Source organism: Methylobacter sp. Wu1 (assembly GCF_036553575.1).
Classification (GTDB): domain Bacteria; phylum Pseudomonadota; class Gammaproteobacteria; order Methylococcales; family Methylomonadaceae; genus Methylobacter.
In genome coordinates, this window is record NZ_JAZHOC010000058.1 from 1 (window position 1) to 16,449 (window position 16,449).

Below are 16,449 nucleotides of genomic sequence, written 5' to 3' on the forward strand. Positions count from 1 at the left end.
ATTTTGTTACCCAAACAAAGTGGTATTCAATTTGGTAAACCGTATGGCTGCCGTATCTATAGTCCATTGCCACCTCCTTGGCCAGATTATCGCAGCTAAAGCTGACCGGCTAAAGCCGGTGGTTTAAACCTTATGATGGAAAATCAAATAAAAAATTGCATCGTGTCAACTCTTCGGCACAAAAAAGAACGGGCTGCCTTCGTGCCCTGCATGCTGCATGGCGGAATACTGCGGACTTTGCTGAAAGCCGATCTGTGACGCGGACTGTTTGACTTTACCGGAGGCCATTCTGTACAGTTCATAATCCTCAAGCAGGCCGGTATTGTCATTCAATGCCTTCAGAAACGCACTGGCGAATACCGAATGGCTGCTGACATTGGAATCCGGTATTGGCTTAACACTCCCGGATGTTATGACGGTTCTGCCCTTGCGGCTGTTCATGAGCTTCAGCCACTTCTTGCGTTTTTTATCGGACGCATCTTCCGGCAGATGAGCGATTGACGTTTTAGTCATGATGCCGGAATAACACGAATCGGCAATAACCAGGATATGCTTGGCCGGGAGAATGCTCAACTGTTGCGCGACATTATGATTGGACAGCCAAGTGGCAATATTGGCCTTTTCCGCATCGGATGGCAGCCAGTAGGCGCTTTGATCGTTTTTATTGATTTCGCCAAGACCGGCGTAATAAATCAACAGACTGTCCTTTTCGGTCAACTCTTTTCTCAGATCATCGAAAGCGGTCATGATCTGATGCTGGGTGACATTGATCAATAGCCTAGTTTGATAGCCGTAACGCGTCCGCAATACTTCATCGACCGCTTTGGCGTCATTGACCGATGTTTGAAGCGCCGGCAGTTGTTTATAGTCATTAATGCCGATAATCAATGCATAAAACCGGCCGAAATCAACGGATGGGTAGGATTTTGGGCTGGCTATGACAAGAGAAGCTTCATTATGATTTTTTTTCTGTACCCCCTTTTTCTCCGGCATCTCGGCCGGAACATCTTTGAGGCCTGCCAGGGTCTTTTCTTCCTGCTCGATCGCTTTCTTCAATTCCTTGATCTGCAAGCCCTGAGCCAAAAGCTCGCTCTTGTCCTTTTTGAGCTTGATATGAACTCTTTCAAGGGCCAATTTTTCCCGCCTGGAGTCCATTTGAGACGCTTTGACTTCTATAGTGGTCATGTCACTTTTAATGCGGGCAAACGTATTGTGGTATTCCTCCCCCAAAGATTTCAGTTGCTCCTGCAACTGATCGAGCTTTTGTCTGGATCCCACCTTCCGCCGCTTAAGTCCGGAATCATCCGCCGAACCGGACGCTTTATCGCCGATCCTGGCCTGATGTTGTGCGTTATCACCCTGTTCCCTTTTGCCGCCTCTACCGGAGACTTCGGTCACGGGCATAAACTGCAAACCTGAGTTCGCCAGACCTGATGCCTTGCGGTACCAGTTCAATGCGGTCGGAATGTCTTTCTTTACCCCCAGGCCTTTCTCATAAAGATAGCCGAGATCAATCTGCGCCCTCGAATTGCCTTGCTCGGCCGCTTTTGAATACCATTGGGCCGCCAAAGCGGGATCGGCCGTTCCGCCCAATCCTTTTTCGTAAATCTCGCCCAGCATCACCTGAGCCTCGGCATTACCCTGCTGCGCCTGCGGCAGCCATACTTTTAAAGCCGATTCGACATTGGCGCGATCGTGAGCCACATATTCGCCGCCGCGATCCCTGCATTCAGCGGCTGTGGTTTTGATGGGCCGCCGAGAGGAAATATCGGTCTTTTGAGCGCCTGGGCCGCTCACTTGATCGGGCAGCAAACAATCGACAACGAAAAGCTTATCGATATCCTCCACCACAAGATCTCCTGTTGGCTTGACGCTGTCGAGATCGGTTTTGGGTTCGGTCTGACAGCCGATTAGCGCGGCAAAGAACAAAGACAGAAAGAAATACTTAGATCCTGAAGTCCGGGCAAAACACGCTGCGGAAGTGGTGATTTTCCTCATAACAATCATTTTAAATATTCCTGGATTATTATTGATTGACTCGTACTGGGGATAGTAGCCCGACCAGATGAGATTAGTAAAACTTTATAGATACAATGGTTATGAAATGCCCTTTATCCCTGATTAATCAAGGCAAATCCACCCTGCGATTCATTTGCCGTGCGGCCAGTATAAACCATGAAAAAATTCAATTACTATAAAATTAACGCTGATTTTGAAGATCGGTTATGTGCTACAATCCCAAATTTTAACTTACTATTTATAAGGTTTTAACATGCAATTCATTCGGTTTTCTGCCTGCGCTCTGATGCTTTTGTCTTTTTCCGCAAATGCGGACGTTCCATTGACCCAATCCGATCTGCTTGGAACCTGGCAAATCGACAAAGAATCGGTTGATCGCGAAGGCACTAAATCAAGAAGCATAAACACCACTTGGACCTTCAAGGCAGACGGCACGCTGGAAGGTATTTCCCAGGAATCGGACGTACACGCGCGGATCGATCATCTGCGTGCGGTACTTAATTATTCCGTCCAGGACGGAAAACTGGTCAAACAAGCCGCTCCCGGCCGTTCCAGAATGGAAACCTGCACTGCGATCGAAAAAGAAAACGACAAAATGGTTCTTAAGTGCCAATCGACTTATTTTTTCATGACGAAGAAATAATCAGCGTCTGTTGGTGTTCAGCAAAGTATTTATCATCATGATCCTACTGGCATTTTCCAAGATCATTCGTCTATTAACGTCTAGTGAAGTGCAGTAACGCTCGACATTTCACGCAGTAACTATTACAGTAGCTCCGAGTTAAACAATCAGGAGTTACTGTAATGGCCCGAAACTTATTGACCGATTCCACAATCCGCAGCACCAAGCCGGGTATCAAAGACCAGCGCCTTAATGATGGCGAGGGGCTGTACCTATTGGTGAAGTCCACAGGGGCAAAGTGGTGGCGATTTGATTACAGCATCCAGGGTACGCGCAAAACCTTATCGCTCGGGGTGTACCCCGAAACCAGCTTGGCAAATGCCAGATCCGAAGCGGTTAAGGCACGTTCGCAAGTTGCAAGCGGCATTGATCCCAGCGACACTCGGAAGGCCGAGAAGCAAATGCGCCAGGATGCTAAGGCAAACGCAAAGCGCATAGCGGCTGGACTTCCTATTGTGGGATCATTCGAAGATGTGGCCGGCCAGTGGTTCGGCTCTATCAAACACCAGATCAAAGAGCAGACTTTTAATATTAAGCTGGTCAGATTCAAAACCTATGTGTACCCCACAATAGGCGCAATGGATATACGCGCGGTCAAGTCACCCGATGTCATGGCAGTTATCAAAACTGTAGACCACACAAAAACATCCGTGGCCAAGGCATTGAGGGCCGAGATTAGCGCGGTCTTTGGTTATGCAATCGCTCACGGTCTGGCGGATTATGACGTGGCTCAGCCTGTCGCTAAGATGCTGAAGGCGCATGTTGGTGGTCACCGCCCTGCCCTGACTAATCCTGCCGATGTTGGAAAGCTCTTACGCGATATCGACGGGTATAACGGCACTTTCACCGTGAAATCGGCATTACGTCTGCTCCCTGTGCTGTTCTGTCGCCCTGGCGAACTGCGGCTGATGAAGTGGGTTGATGTTGATTTCGATTCGCGGGAATGGCGCTATGTGGCCTTTAAAACAGGCATTAATCACATCGTTCCACTTTCCACCCAAGCAATCAGGATATTAACCGAGTTGCTGCCGGTAACTGGGTCCAGCGAATACGTATTCCCAAAAGCCAGCGATAGCAAAAAGCCCATGAGTAAACGCTCTATACAGGGTGCTTTAGTGTCCATGGGCTACAGCGATTCGCATTGTGCGCATGGTTTCAGGTCCACCGCATCAACATTATTGAATGAGCAGGGGTGGAGTCCGGATGCCATAGAACGGCAGTTGGCGCACATGCCGAGGGATTCGGTACGTGCTGCATATAACCGCGCTCAATATCTGGATGAAAGACGACGAATGATGCAAGCTTGGGCGGATTATCTGGAGGGGATAAAGAACGGCGCGGATATTGTACCGATTGGCAGATTGGCTAAAGGAAATTAGTAGTTAAATCAATAGCTTACGCAAATGGTACGGCGAATCCCCGTACCCTGTGGCCTAATTCCTAATAGGTTTTTAAGCTGCCGCTGCAACCAAATCGTTAAGCCGCTTTTGCTGAAACTCAATGCGCTGCTCGATGATCCGCAACCCAGGTGCATTAGGGTTCGTGGCCTTCAGCTTCTTTCTCCGGCGCATTAGCCCGTCTATGATTTTCTCGATCGCTTTACCCTGTGGCACAAGTCTGGCTTCTGGCGTTTCCCAGATGTATTTTGCCGCCTTGGCCGCGCCACCTTGCTCTGAGCGCAGACCTGCTATCTCTGCCTCATGCTCATTCAGCCGTTTCAGGTTCTCGTAATACAGGCCGCGCTCCACAGAGGGGCCTTCGGCCTTGCCGTACAGCCGGCCAACCAATGGGATCTTATGCGCGGGCAGTTCGGCCAGATTGCCCGTCATTAAGGCTTCGGCGGATTGTTCAAATTTCAATGCCTCACGCCCGGTGCCGCCAAACACGGCCCCAAAAGCGTAGTCTAATTGGTCCGGTGTGGGGCTCATGATGCCCTGTTTGTAGTCCGTACCTCCTGAGGCTTTATTGATGAACTCAGCCAGCGTTGAGCTGATGCCCGATGCCGTGTCCTTTTTGCGTGTGAATCCCAGCGTTGGGTCCAAGCTGTTGAAGTCCTCCTTATATATGGCTCTTCCGGTCCAATCTTTGTTCCGCCACAGTGCTACTACCGGATCAAGTACAGTAGGTACGAAGGTGTCTACGCCGTTTCCGCCCAATGGGTTGAACGCACTGACAGTCGATCCGGCTAACTGCGCCATGCGCTCAGTAGCAGAGATTCGGTTAGAGCCCATCGCTATTTCGACAGCTTTGCGCCCGATGTTCGGCAAGATGTGAAAGCCGAGCGGCATAGGTATTGCCACATAGTCTGCGTCGCCTAGCGGGATAATTAAACTGCGCTCCCTTACGAACTCTGGTATTTTCTCGTACTCATCCTCGCCCATCGCGGCTATGGCCATCGCCGTCATCGCTGCGCCAATGCCTACGCCCGATGCAATGAGCTGTTTGCCTTTAGGCCCACGCAAAGTTTCCACTGTTCTGGCTGTACCTTGGACGGCGGCATTGAAGAAAGCGAAGTACGCACCTGCCTTTGTGGTGATCGAGCCCTTACGATTGAAGTTCACACTTATGTTCTTGGCGATGGATGCCGCCTTAGCGTCTGACAAGCCTGACTCAATGCCGACCTAGAACGCCGCGAAACGCGCTGAGTTTTCCATCAATGTGTTATAGTCGGTTAGCCACTTGCCCACTGCAAGCGCCACTTTCCTATGGGCGTTCGCGGCGGTCAGCTTATCCAGATTTGCAAACTCTTTCTTAATAGACTTCTGGCGGTCCTGTATGGTCTCGAACATCTGCGTGAAGCCGGTCGTGCCACCTGCCTTATTAAAGCGGTCGTACATCTTGCGCATTGCAGGATCGCCGCCGGCGCTTCCACGTTCCACTGCCCAGATTGTCTTAGACGCATCGAGCATTTTGCCCATGACCTGGCGTTGTTTACCACGTAATTCTGTGGTGGACAGGTTGAGCATGACGGCCTGCGTGTCGCGCGTTGCGTTGATGACACCGAAAACCACATTGTACTGCGTTGACATTTTCGCCATGAACCGTGTTGCCGATGCTACAGCCGATTCGAGCATATCCATTTCAGAACCGTCCATGTTCTTCAGGCTGAGCGCCAGCCGGACTGATTCAGGCTTATCCTGGTTGAATACAATGGCAATATCTTTTCCAAGCACTCGCATGGTGACGACGTTATCTGCTTTCATGTACATTGGCACAGGCTCTGTTTTGACAATGCCGTTCTCAATGACCTCACGCGTTGGGATCTTGCCGACCTCTGCAAACTCTGCATCGGGATGGGCGTTAATCATGTTCGCTAAAGCCACAGTTACCCGGTTCTTCTCGCCGCGTTTAATGTACTGCTCGCGGCTGGCGGCTATGTGCGCGAGGATATTTGTTACATCGGCATTGCTGCCAGTTGCGCTCTTAATGCCTGTACCCCGAACTGAGAAGCCCTGCCCTTGTGGGTGACCGGCTGAGTCGAGATGTGCTTCGTCTCGGTACAGCGGAACGTAATGGTCCCATTCGCCCTTGAGTTGTTCGGCACCCTGCTCAGTCTCCATGCCATAATCCACCAAAAGCTGGTGGGTGCGGTCCACGATTGCGTCGATCTTAGCGCCCAATGCTTCATACGTTGCGCGCTTAGCGGCTGGCAGGTCTCGGAGTATCTTGGCAGCTTCGGCATCAGACATGCCCGACAAGCTTAGGCGCTGTTCCTCAGTGCCGGTGAACGGCTGAGCCTTTTTCCATTTCTCTATTTCGCGTGTAGCGTCCAATAATTCCTTCGGTGTGGCAGTCTTTTGGATCTCAGCCAAGTGCTTAACCGCTGCGTTCAGGTTCTTATCGATCTGGGCTTGGTTCGGGTTGCGCTCGGCCATGACCTTGTTGCGGCTCGGCGCGTGCCTTGCGTGCAGATATTCTTCAAACTGCTCAATGCTAATGTTCTTCGTATGTAGCTCTTTCAGAATCGGAGTCAGCTCGTTGTCGTAGAAGTCTTTGATACGTGATGCTTGTCTTTGGTGGAACAGCTCTTCAGCCTGATAGGCGTCCTCGGATTCCGGTATGGCTTCCCCGGTATTGCGAATCCGCTCAAGCTGACGCTTCAGGTCGATATACCTATCTTGCAGTGCGTAAATAGCTTTATCGAGTTTCGCATTGGAGATGTGTTCCTTAAGCCATGTATCACCCGCCGCTAGCATGTCGGAATATAGGTCAGCCGCATTAGTGTCATTTGCCGGTTCGCCCTTAGCCGGTTCGCTTTTAGCTGGTTCGCTTTTAGCTTGCACCCCGTAGGTTTCCGCAATCCGGTTCATGTCAGCCGCAGTCAGGTCTTTCAGGCTGACACCTGCTCGCATGAGGCCGATTCGGATAGCGGCGATGAAGTCCTGCACCAGCTTCTTAACGTAGCCGGTCAAGCTGTTCGGGTTCCTGTTGTACTCGGATACCAGATACGCTCTGAACTCGGCAAGCGACATATCCTCACCACTGCTGGAATTCTTCACCCGCTGATACGCTCGCTGCTCTATGGCAGTGCCTTTACCAAGCTTGGCTAACTCAAAGCGCTTCTCGAACTGGCCCTTAACCTTAACCATTGTGGCCTTAACTTTCGGGTCAACTTGCTCGGCGCGGTGCAGCAACTCGTGATTGAGCAACATGCGCGTAGCTTCTTTGTCGGCAGCCTTATCCGCTATGATAATTACCTTGTCATGTTTAGGCGAATAGAAGCCCTGCACAGTGCTCGACAATTCCCCACTGGCATATTGCTTGGCCGCTTCGGCATCCTTGACGACCACAAGTTTATCTTGAAGTTTCTTTGTATAGCCTGGGAGCGTTTGGGCAAACTGTTCAACCGGCGGCGGTTGCACCGATGCTGTGGCGCGAGCCGAAAACTCGGCCGGCTCTGGCGCAGTTTGCACTGGCACTGTGCTCTTAGCTGTTTGCACTGGCGCAGCCTGCACTTCGCTCCGATTGTAACTCATGGAATTCCATGTGTTAGCTTGCACTGGCGCAGTTTGCACTGGCACTTCGCTCTTAGCTGTTTGCATTACGCCCTGTGCGCTTTGCAGTTTAGCAGTGATGCTTTTCGGCGCGGCTTTATACCTCTCGGTAAACGCACTATGGGCCTTTATAAACGCCGAGGCTTCTGCTGGTGTAGTGACTGGCATCGAGTTTAAACCGGCTATGCCTTTGGCCCTAGAGCTAAGATCAATCGATGTTGGCTGTGCTGCGGCCAGAAGTGGCGTTTGCCTGGCGGCTTTGTCGAAATGGTTTAAAGCATTTCCAGAATTCTCGTTATGGGAAATCCCGTTTCCAGAATTCAAATCCTCGTAGCGATTTAAACCGTTTCCAGAATCTAAGTTCGATTTCAAATCGACCTTGTTGACCTCGCGCCATGCGTCTTGCACAGGCATACCGGCATTAACCAGATCAGCAACCTGTTGGCGTTTGCTGCTCAATGTGGCTGATTGCACTGGCTCAATGCCCGATGCCGAAAAACTGGCATCGGCCACAGTGGGTAATGTTTGCATTGGCGCTGTGCCAAGCTCTGGCAAGTCTACCAGATCATTAGCGCGGGTTATTATCGCATCCTCTATTGGCGCGCTGGACGGTTCCATGGCCGCACCCGCTGCTGCTATAGCATCATCAACCGTTGGCGCTGCGGTGATAACCTCAGCCGCTTGCGCATCGCTCAGCGCGTGGACAGGCTTATCGACTTGCTGCGCTTCCCGGCTTGGAGAGAACACTCCGCCTAAGCCCATCGCCCCACCCACTAAGCCGCCTTCCAGACCTGCGCTCAGCACATCTTTATACGGGTCGGTGTTCGGGTCCAGATACTTCTGCTCGGCCACATTCTGGTAATATTGCTCTGTGGCCGACTGTGGAACTTCTTGACCAGCCTCTTTGGCAGATCCCTTAGCGGCTCGCATAAGCCTACCGCCTGTTGCGCCGTTGCGCATTTGCCCAAGCAAACCGCCACCTGTTAAAGCGCCAATAGCGCCGGTGGTCGCTGCGGTTCTGCCAAAGACTTCGTCCCCGGCTTTACGCGCCATGATATCCCGCGCTTGTTCAAGTCGGGTATTCTGGTCGGCTTCGGGATCGGTTTCGTTATGGTACGCCTCTACAAACGCTGGGTTGTCTACCAGCTTGTCAAATGGCGTATTGCGGATTGTTTGTTGCTCTTGCGCGGCGTTACTCGCGCCTGAGAATACCCCTTCTGATGCACCGTAGCCCACACTTGAGCCGATGAATTTTGATTTAGCCCCTGCTCCCAAAGCTTTAGCTGCGGTTCCTGCGCCCTTAGCGAGTATGCCACCCGGGGCTGCCATGGCAATCATGCCGGGTGCGGATTCAACAGCTTGCTGAACGAACGTGCCTAAGTTAAAGCCGCCATATTCGCCATTCTCGTCGATGAGCTTTTTCTGTGCATCCTCTTGAGCTTCCAGGCTTTGCCGCTCAGTCAGTCTCTGGTTAGTATCCTGCGCTGATTGCTGAACCTCCCTGCCGAACTCTGGGGCAATGCCCGATGCTTCCAGGCCATAGCCTACTGCGCCGCCTACGTCCGTGACGCCTTTGAGAAGCGGGATGAGGCCATAACTTCGAACAGCTCCGGCTTGCTCTTCTGGCGATTCACGTCCGGCGAATGTTTTGAAATCATCATAGGATGTATCCGAGGCGTATTTCTGATGCAGGAATTCTGCGATGTCATCGTCAGATAAATCTTGTAAGCCACCGTTTCTCTGCCTGAATCGCGCAATAATTGAAGCCATCTAGTTAATTCCTTGTGTGGTTGTCATGATGTGGTAAGCCTGCGGCGGGGTTTGTGGCTTTTTGGGAGCGGAGAAATTCCGCTCCGAGTTTCGACAAGCGTTGCTTTAAATTAGCCATGTTGAACCCTCGCATTCAGTTCCGCGATCCAAGCATTGAGCATGGTGCGGGTATCTGCTATCACTTTCGGATCTTGCAAATATTGGATTCTTTCTGCGGTGGGGTCGCTGGCTTTTTGCGATTCGAGTTTTGCCAATCGTGATTTGAGGGATGCCATTGTCAGAGCTCCGAGCCGTAGGCCACAATATTGGCATGTTGTCGTGGGTCGCATCTGGCCTGTATGCGCTCGATGAATGCCTGCTCGTCCTCACGCTCGGCTCTGTAGAATACTTCAGTTCCTATGTCCATTCGGACTACCTCACCTGGCACTGTGCCTGGGCGAATGATGCGATTAACGGTTATGTGTATGCTTTGCGGTGAAGCCCCGCATGCCGTTTCCAGCTTAGCCAATCGCTGTTTGAGACTAGCCATTTTGCTGTTCCTCAAGTGCGGCTATTCTCTGTTCAAGGTCGCCGCCTTCCAATACCTTGTATTGGTTATTTAGTAGCGTCTGCAAGCCTGTACCCTCTGTGATCGTCAGCGCGCCCTTACTCACGGCGGCAATGATTACCCCATTAGCGGCAATCAAACCATCAACTGTGGTGGCGTCAGGCAGGTCGATAGTCACGGGGAGTTCTCTCACCGGCGGCGTAAGGCGTTCAAGTACGAGCTTGCACGCCTGCATGTCCCCTTTCTCAGCGGCATCGTAGATAACATTTGCGACTGCGGGGCCTCGCTCTGTCGCTAGCTCCTTCAGCAACATCGTCAATTTGTTCTGTGAGCCTTTTACACGGCCTCTGCCGCGTTTAGTTGGATCTTTTGTTAGCGGCGTTACGCCTGTTTTATTTGCCATTCTTTTTTGCGAACTTGTAGATTATTTTTTTCTTAACACCGACTTTGGGCTTCCCTCTCGAACTCTGGCTCCTGGTGTCTATACCAGTACGGCGAACTCTGCGGGCCAGTCGGTGAATAGTAGCCGCTTGATCCTCGCTCGGTTGTAAAGCGGATCGCGCTCGGCGCTTTGAACGATTTAGCGATGTTGACAATCTCGTTCAGCTCGTCGTAGCTAGAGACCGATCTGGGCGACATGTACATCTGTCCGTCCCTGGAAACTATGTATACGTTTATGCTTGACATAGTTATCAGCCCTTCGCTTTTTGCCGACGGCTCGGTTCGTCGGCCACAGGGGGTTTATTAGACTGATAGCGCGCGACAAGATTGGAGTACACATGCTCTTCAGGCGTGGCGTGCATTGCTGAGCATAGCCGCTGATAATCGAAGCTCAAATCGCGCATTATATTTCGTAGGGCTGATGGTGCATAGCGCCTGTCGTCTGGGTCTAACGCAGAGAGTATATCGACCTCTCTGGTATACCGGCCGCCATATTGCTTTAAGCGGGCTTGAATCTGGTGGACCCGATGCGCGATTTCCGCGAAGTCATCCGCGTTGGCCAAGTGTTGCTCAAGTGTTAATGCCATTTCTGTTGTGTCCTATTTATTGAATCGTGCTTTTGCGCGTTGAATCGCGTCGCCTTGCGCTATTTCAAACGCATGTTTACTGGATGTTTTGTAGCGTGCCGTATTGCGCACGTCGCCCGATGCAGTGGCCGCGCGGCTTAGCAACTCGTCCACCTCAGCTTGAAGTCGGGCGCGTTCTTGTGGGTTTTTAGTCGAGTTAATCAAGCCGGTCTTAAACTCCGCGAGCGACAACATCTCTTCGGTAATGCCTGATGCAATGGCCTGTTGAGTGTCGTCGCTAAGCTTAGCCTGCCCTAGCTTTTCGGCTATGTGGGCCTGTGCTGCTTGCGGATCGCGCTTAGCGGATTGCTGCTTAGAAGATTGCTGCGATGCCTTCCACTGCCGGATCTCGGCTTCTTCAGGAAGCATATCTGCGCCGGGCTTATTGCTGGTGTTGTCTGCCACAGGTTTAGCTTGCCCCGGCACTACGGATGCCATGCCTTCATCAAACGTAATGGCTCGGATAGATTCAAGGTTGTCGGCTATTTTATTTTGCGCGTCTTGCATTTGCGCTTCGTCCAGCATGCCGCTGTCGATCTTGGCTTGAAGCGCTTTGTTCTCGTTTTCAAAGAACCGCACCTGCGCTTTATCCCTGGCGTCGTATTTACCAGAGGAATCTGAGCTTGCGCGGCCTGAGCCTGGGCTATACTGTGCCTTAACGCTATAGCGTGCATCGCTTCTGGCCTTTTCCTTTGCGGCTGCGAGCTTAACAGCTTGTTCGAATTCAGTGCCGTACCGAGAGTCGGCATACTCATCAGTGACGCGCTGCTTCTCGACGGCGGCTTTGGCTATGGCGCGATTGCGTTCGGGGTCAATCGATTGTTGGTACGCGCGTTCCTCGTCCTGGAGTCTTTCGGCCCGGTCGCGAGTATGGTTGCGTTCCTGCATCTCAGCAATACGCTTTTCCTTGGCTAGATCAACTAGCTGCCGCATTTGCTCAAGCTGGGCGGCGTTGATGCTCTGGACTCTGCCCTCAGCGACATTGGCAAGGCCACTGCCTAGACCGCTGAGGGCGCCTAGTAGCAAACTCATACTTCCACCTCGGCATTGTCCAAGTCCGAGCTCTGGACTGGGCATTGTGTTGATAGGCTATGAGTGCGCATTCTGTTCACGTTGTGGCTGTTGCCCGTCGCAGTTGCGGCTTGCATTTGGCCAAAACGGTTTGGTGTTGATGATGGATACGATACGCCCATTATGCTTCCCTCGCGTAAAGGTCGTAGAGTCTGTCGATCAGTTTTGTGATTGGCATATCTAGATCAAAGGCGCGCCGTTTAAGTTTTTGGTGCGTCGATTTGTGGAGCCTTACGCTTTTGTATTGTGTGGTTTCCATATTGGGTTCCCCGTAGTTTGGTTGTGTACACAAGTGTATTGTACTACAGGTTATGGATTTATTGAACATTGTTCAATTAAATATTATGACTATGAATCAAGCACTTAGATTATGGATTCTCGAAGTGGAGTTTTTCCGCTTCGAGAATCCCGTTCGGGGAAATCCCCGTAAGCGAACCGGGATCTGGGAGTGGGTTTTTTCCACTCCAGAATCTCGACAGTACGCTCAATATCTTGGAGGACACCGCAATTTTGCTTCCACACTTTGTAGCCCATCGTGGTGGGTCGCGGTGATGTGTTGTTAATAGGAAACAATCTTTTCCCTAGCATGATTCCATGCCAACTTGCTGAAGGCCGCATGTGATAAGGCTTACAGGCTGGCACGATTTTTGATATAGGCGAAGCTGTTTATTGTTTACTATCCGTTCGCCCCGCACCAGTGCGCATACGCCCCATAGAGCTCAGCATTGAGCGATTGGAGTTCGGGGCCAAAGGCGCAGTGCAGTTCAGCCCAAAGCCACTCTTGCGCGTGGCGCATCAGATTAAGTCGCTGAAATCGTCGTTGCTGTCAGCCACAGGTTTTGCATTTGCGGCTCTTAGCTCTGCCGCGATTTGCTCAAGGCGCTCGGCTAAGTGGTCAATGGCTGGGGCTGACAGATCGGCAGCGGAAAACTTTTCGCACATCAGTTCTACGACTTGAGCGACTGGCACAGCTAGATCCGCTGATAAGCGTTTGAGTTTTGCGTGTACGGCAGGGCGAACTGAGATTGTTTTGTACATAGCGATTCCTTCATATATGTTATTTTATAGCTGTAATATAACATATGCGAAATAACATACACAATGTTGTGTATTGATAGTAGTGTACTGATCGTGAAAACCACAGGGTGGATGTGGGTTTCAGCCAAGTCTGTAACACGCTGGTAACAAGTCTGTAACGCCTCTTACAGACTTTAACCCAGAGCTGGCGCGGACTACAGCGGTTTTAGTAACAAATGTAACAAAATCTATTCGTGTGCGTGTGTGCGTGAGAAATCCACAGTGCGTAGGTTGGCGAATGGATATTTCTATTATTATATAAATAAAAAAATACTACTTTTATTACTAAATACTCTACAGACCGCGCCAGCTCTGGGTTAAAGTCTGTAACGCCCTCTTACAGACTTTTACAGACTTGGCCGGAGGCCGCGCCAGTTCTGGGTTAAAGTCTGTAAAGCTAAAAAATCACCATCACCTGTGGCCGTCAAATTGAGAAACCGCCGCGCATAAAAAAGCCCCGCGCAGTTGATAACCGCACAGGGCTCTTCGAAGTTGCGCAATCAGATCAATTTATAAGTGAGTCCTTTACCCGCTATCGGTTTTGATACCGTCAGCAAACCTTCACCGACCATGCCGCTCAAAGCGTCATTGATCGCTTGCGACTTGCTACCGGTGAAACTCTTGAATGGTTGCGTATTTCTCATAGAGTTTATGATAGCACTGGCCAGAGCCTGATTTGAATGTTGTCGGCTCAAATACGCGGTGATAGCCTCATACTCAGCCGTGTGGCCAATGATGTCCTTATCCCTGCACAACTTGAGGTTAGCTTCCAGCAAGTCGTTAAAGATCCCTATGGCCGCTTCCACATACTTATCCGCCACAATACCTAGGCTTGGGTCATCCAATACCTGGAGGTTCGCCGCTATCTTGATAATCTGAGTATCGGCTTTCCCTGCCGCGCCTCTCAGTGAAATGTGGCTGAACTTGCCACCGTCTGCTAAGTGCATCTCGATTTTGTTTTTGTACATAGCTATCAGCGTCATGGCTCTATCACTAAGCTTAAGTTGAACCAGATCGTCGTACATAAGGGGGTTAATCAGAACGTCCCTAAAGAATTGGCACTTCTCCGCATACTCAGCAAGTAGCGCTTTATCTTCGGGGCGTTTTTTCATATGGTCACGATTCCCTAAATTGTGGTTTTCAACAATCATCAGGAAGCGTTCACTAACTCCAGTTCCGTTTGAAGCTTCCAGAATGGTCTGTACTAAACCGTCTTGCGCGAAACAAGCCACAGCACCAACAGGTTGCCCTGAGAACGGCACACGGCCAATACGCAATGATCCTATCCTCTGACCGTCGAACAGATTGAGCAGGGTGTCGTTGTTGTTTGCTCGTTTGTCCTTGCCCGACCCAGAATTGATTATTCCGAGTACGGAGTTCATAAGCCCTTGTTCAGACGATGCCAAGCTGATATAACCCTTGTTCGCCTTAAGCCATATATCCATAGCTTCTGAGGTTGCGTTGGTAACGAATAAAGGTAAGGCTCATAATGGATTCCGGGGAGTTAGCTGATAATCAGTTCCAACAGTGAACTTAATAACGCTTTACCGCGTTTTCTGGCGTTATGCACAAATTCAAAAAAGCCTAAATAAATGGGCAGATGCGCTTGAGAAATCCCGCGATGCGGGCGTAACCAGGAACGCAGCAGCGACCAGAAACCTTCCATCGTGTTCACATGTACTTCATAAAATCCATCGCCATCCTCATCGCGCGCATATTCTCCAGCACTATGGCAAACGCTTTTTCGCGCGTAGCCCCATGACTCCAGGCGGTCATAAATCGCGTATTCATCGGTATAAATGAGCGTACCTGGCGCTAGGGTGCTTTGAATCACGGGCTGGATGGTCGCTTGCTGTACATTGTCCAGCATCTGAATGACCACTGGTCCGCCGCGTTGAATCATGCCCAATATCGGCGGCTTTTCCTTGGCCAGAGTGCCGCGTCCACGAGCGCCTTTTAACCGGTTACGTCGACCTTTTCGGCCTTTTTTTTACGGTTTCCGGTTGGCCTTTGTGTCCAGCCACCACATAAACTTCGTCGCATTCGACTTCGCCTTCCAGCACCACCGCTGGCCTTTTGCTGACAATCCCGGAACGCAACTGTCGGGTCATTTGCTGAACATCCGCTTCATTTAAATCCAACTCGCGGGCAATCTGCGCGTTCGATAAGTTCAAGCCCATGAAATACAGGCACAGCACCCAGATTTTCAGAGGTTGATGGTGGCCCGCGAAAATCGTACCGGTTAAATCGTCGAATTTGCGCCGACAAGCCTTGCAACTATAGCGCTGTCGTTCAGGCTGGGTATCATCCTTGCCCTGCTTGATAATGGCTTCTGAGCTGCAATGGGGACAAGAGACTTTATCCGGCCAGCGCAGGGCACGAACCGTCTCAAAGCATTTGGCGTTGTCTAATAGTTGAGGTAAGGTAATCATCCGTCCTATATGGCGATACTGAACCTCAAATTCAAGGAGTCAACAATGCTTGGGTATCTCCCCGGAATCCAATAAGAGCCACAGATTTTTTGTATGGCAGTGGCGTAAAGGCTGTCATAGCTCATGAAGTGACTATGAGGTTTGTGTGATGAGCGGTTGCTGTGATGATAATTGTGCTTTAGACCGGTTGCGCGAACGGCAGCGTGGAACGTTGCAAATGGTTCTCGCCATTAACGCCGTGATGTTCTTCGTCATCATTGTCGCAGCGCTTTATGGCAAATCGACTGCACTGTTAGCCGACAGCCTGGATAATTTGGGCGACGCTTTGACCTACGGCCTGAGCCTCTACGCGGTATCAAGGAGTACTGCTGTTAAAGCCAAAGTGGCCCTATTTAAGGGCGGGCTTATTTTCCTTGCGGTGCTCGGTGTGGCCGCCCAGATTGGTTATAAATTTTTCGTCCCCAGCCAGCCGCTCTTCGAGGTCATGGGCGCATTCAGTCTGCTGGGCCTAGCCGCCAATTCCCTCTGCCTCTTTCTGCTATGGCGGCATCGCCATGAAGACGTGAATATGAGTTCAGTGTGGGAGTGTTCGAGAAACGACATCGTGTCCAATAGCTCGGTTTTTGTTGCAGCTGGAGCCGTCTGGTTCACCGGTTCGGGCTGGCCAGATGTTGTAGTCGCTCTGGGGCTCGTGGGATTTTTGATGCGTTCGGCTATCCGCGTTATTACATCGGCCTTGGCGGAGAGTCGTGCAGCAACCTGATGCTTCGGACAAAAGAGGAGCGAATTC

At 51.0% G+C, this 16,449-nt stretch carries 14 protein-coding genes and 2 pseudogenes; 3 read left to right on the top strand and 13 right to left on the bottom strand.

Annotated features, from left to right (window positions below; all coding sequences use genetic code 11):
- A pseudogene (locus V2P20_RS11430) lies at positions 1 to 67 on the bottom strand (IS200/IS605 family transposase); the annotation flags it as partial.
- A gap of 98 nt (positions 68 to 165) precedes the next feature.
- The gene (locus tag V2P20_RS11435; RefSeq protein WP_331818404.1) at positions 166 to 2,007 is read right to left on the bottom strand and encodes a caspase family protein; all 1,842 of its coding nucleotides are present in this window, start codon (positions 2,005 to 2,007) and stop codon (positions 166 to 168) included.
- A gap of 334 nt (positions 2,008 to 2,341) precedes the next feature.
- On the opposite strand from V2P20_RS11435, the gene V2P20_RS11440 reads away from it, so the two are divergent.
- Together V2P20_RS11440 and V2P20_RS11445 are read left to right on the top strand one after the other, a co-directional pair.
- A complete protein-coding gene (locus V2P20_RS11440) occupies positions 2,342 to 2,662 on the top strand; it encodes a hypothetical protein (protein ID WP_228779347.1) in 321 nt (106 codons plus the stop codon).
- Between the two features lie 161 nt (positions 2,663 to 2,823).
- Positions 2,824 to 4,080 carry an integrase arm-type DNA-binding domain-containing protein gene (locus tag V2P20_RS11445; RefSeq protein ID WP_331818408.1) on the top strand — a complete coding sequence of 419 codons (1,257 nt, stop codon included), beginning with the start codon at positions 2,824 to 2,826 and terminating at the stop codon, positions 4,078 to 4,080.
- A gap of 72 nt (positions 4,081 to 4,152) precedes the next feature.
- On the opposite strand, the gene V2P20_RS11450 is transcribed toward V2P20_RS11445, so the two are convergent.
- The 11 genes and pseudogenes from V2P20_RS11450 to V2P20_RS11500 all read right to left on the bottom strand — a co-directional run bounded on the left by V2P20_RS11450 (position 4,153) and on the right by V2P20_RS11500 (position 15,659).
- Positions 4,153 to 5,304: an LPD38 domain-containing protein gene (locus tag V2P20_RS11450; protein ID WP_331818410.1), complete on the bottom strand. Its 1,152-nt coding sequence runs from the start codon at positions 5,302 to 5,304 to the stop codon at positions 4,153 to 4,155.
- An 18-nt stretch (positions 5,305 to 5,322) separates the two neighbouring features.
- Entirely contained in the window at positions 5,323 to 9,465 is a 4,143-nt protein-coding gene (locus tag V2P20_RS11455; RefSeq protein WP_331818412.1) for a hypothetical protein, read from the bottom strand.
- A 110-nt stretch (positions 9,466 to 9,575) separates the two neighbouring features.
- The gene (locus tag V2P20_RS11460; RefSeq protein WP_331818414.1) at positions 9,576 to 9,740 is read right to left on the bottom strand and encodes a hypothetical protein; all 165 of its coding nucleotides are present in this window, start codon (positions 9,738 to 9,740) and stop codon (positions 9,576 to 9,578) included.
- A 2-nt stretch (positions 9,741 to 9,742) separates the two neighbouring features.
- Positions 9,743 to 9,994, bottom strand: a complete 252-nt coding sequence (locus tag V2P20_RS11465) for a hypothetical protein (protein ID WP_331818416.1) — start codon at positions 9,992 to 9,994, stop codon at positions 9,743 to 9,745.
- Entirely contained in the window at positions 9,987 to 10,415 is a 429-nt protein-coding gene (locus V2P20_RS11470) for a hypothetical protein (RefSeq protein WP_331818418.1), read from the bottom strand. The genes V2P20_RS11465 and V2P20_RS11470 overlap by 8 nt, the downstream gene beginning before the upstream one ends.
- A 289-nt stretch (positions 10,416 to 10,704) precedes the next feature.
- Positions 10,705 to 11,040, bottom strand: coding sequence for a hypothetical protein (locus V2P20_RS11475; RefSeq protein ID WP_331818420.1), 336 nt, complete (start codon positions 11,038 to 11,040; stop codon positions 10,705 to 10,707).
- A 12-nt stretch (positions 11,041 to 11,052) separates the two neighbouring features.
- The gene (locus tag V2P20_RS11480; RefSeq protein WP_331818422.1) at positions 11,053 to 12,111 is read right to left on the bottom strand and encodes a hypothetical protein; all 1,059 of its coding nucleotides are present in this window, start codon (positions 12,109 to 12,111) and stop codon (positions 11,053 to 11,055) included.
- An 834-nt stretch (positions 12,112 to 12,945) separates the two neighbouring features.
- Positions 12,946 to 13,188 (bottom strand): hypothetical protein, encoded by a 243-nt coding sequence (locus V2P20_RS11485; RefSeq protein ID WP_331818424.1) that lies wholly within the window; start codon positions 13,186 to 13,188, stop codon positions 12,946 to 12,948.
- 539 nt (positions 13,189 to 13,727) lie between these two features.
- Positions 13,728 to 14,690: pseudogene (locus V2P20_RS11490) on the bottom strand (DUF3987 domain-containing protein); the annotation flags it as partial.
- A 41-nt stretch (positions 14,691 to 14,731) separates the two neighbouring features.
- On the bottom strand, positions 14,732 to 15,160 hold the full coding sequence (locus V2P20_RS11495) for an IS1595 family transposase (RefSeq protein ID WP_331818561.1): 429 nt from the start codon (positions 15,158 to 15,160) through the stop codon (positions 14,732 to 14,734).
- Positions 15,161 to 15,191: 31 nt separating this feature from the next.
- Positions 15,192 to 15,659, bottom strand: a complete 468-nt coding sequence (locus V2P20_RS11500) for a transposase (protein ID WP_331818426.1) — start codon at positions 15,657 to 15,659, stop codon at positions 15,192 to 15,194.
- A 217-nt stretch (positions 15,660 to 15,876) separates the two neighbouring features.
- On the opposite strand from V2P20_RS11500, the gene V2P20_RS11505 reads away from it, so the two are divergent.
- On the top strand, positions 15,877 to 16,422 hold the full coding sequence (locus V2P20_RS11505; protein WP_331818428.1) for a cation transporter: 546 nt from the start codon (positions 15,877 to 15,879) through the stop codon (positions 16,420 to 16,422).
- The last annotated feature ends 27 nt before the right edge of the window (positions 16,423 to 16,449 follow it).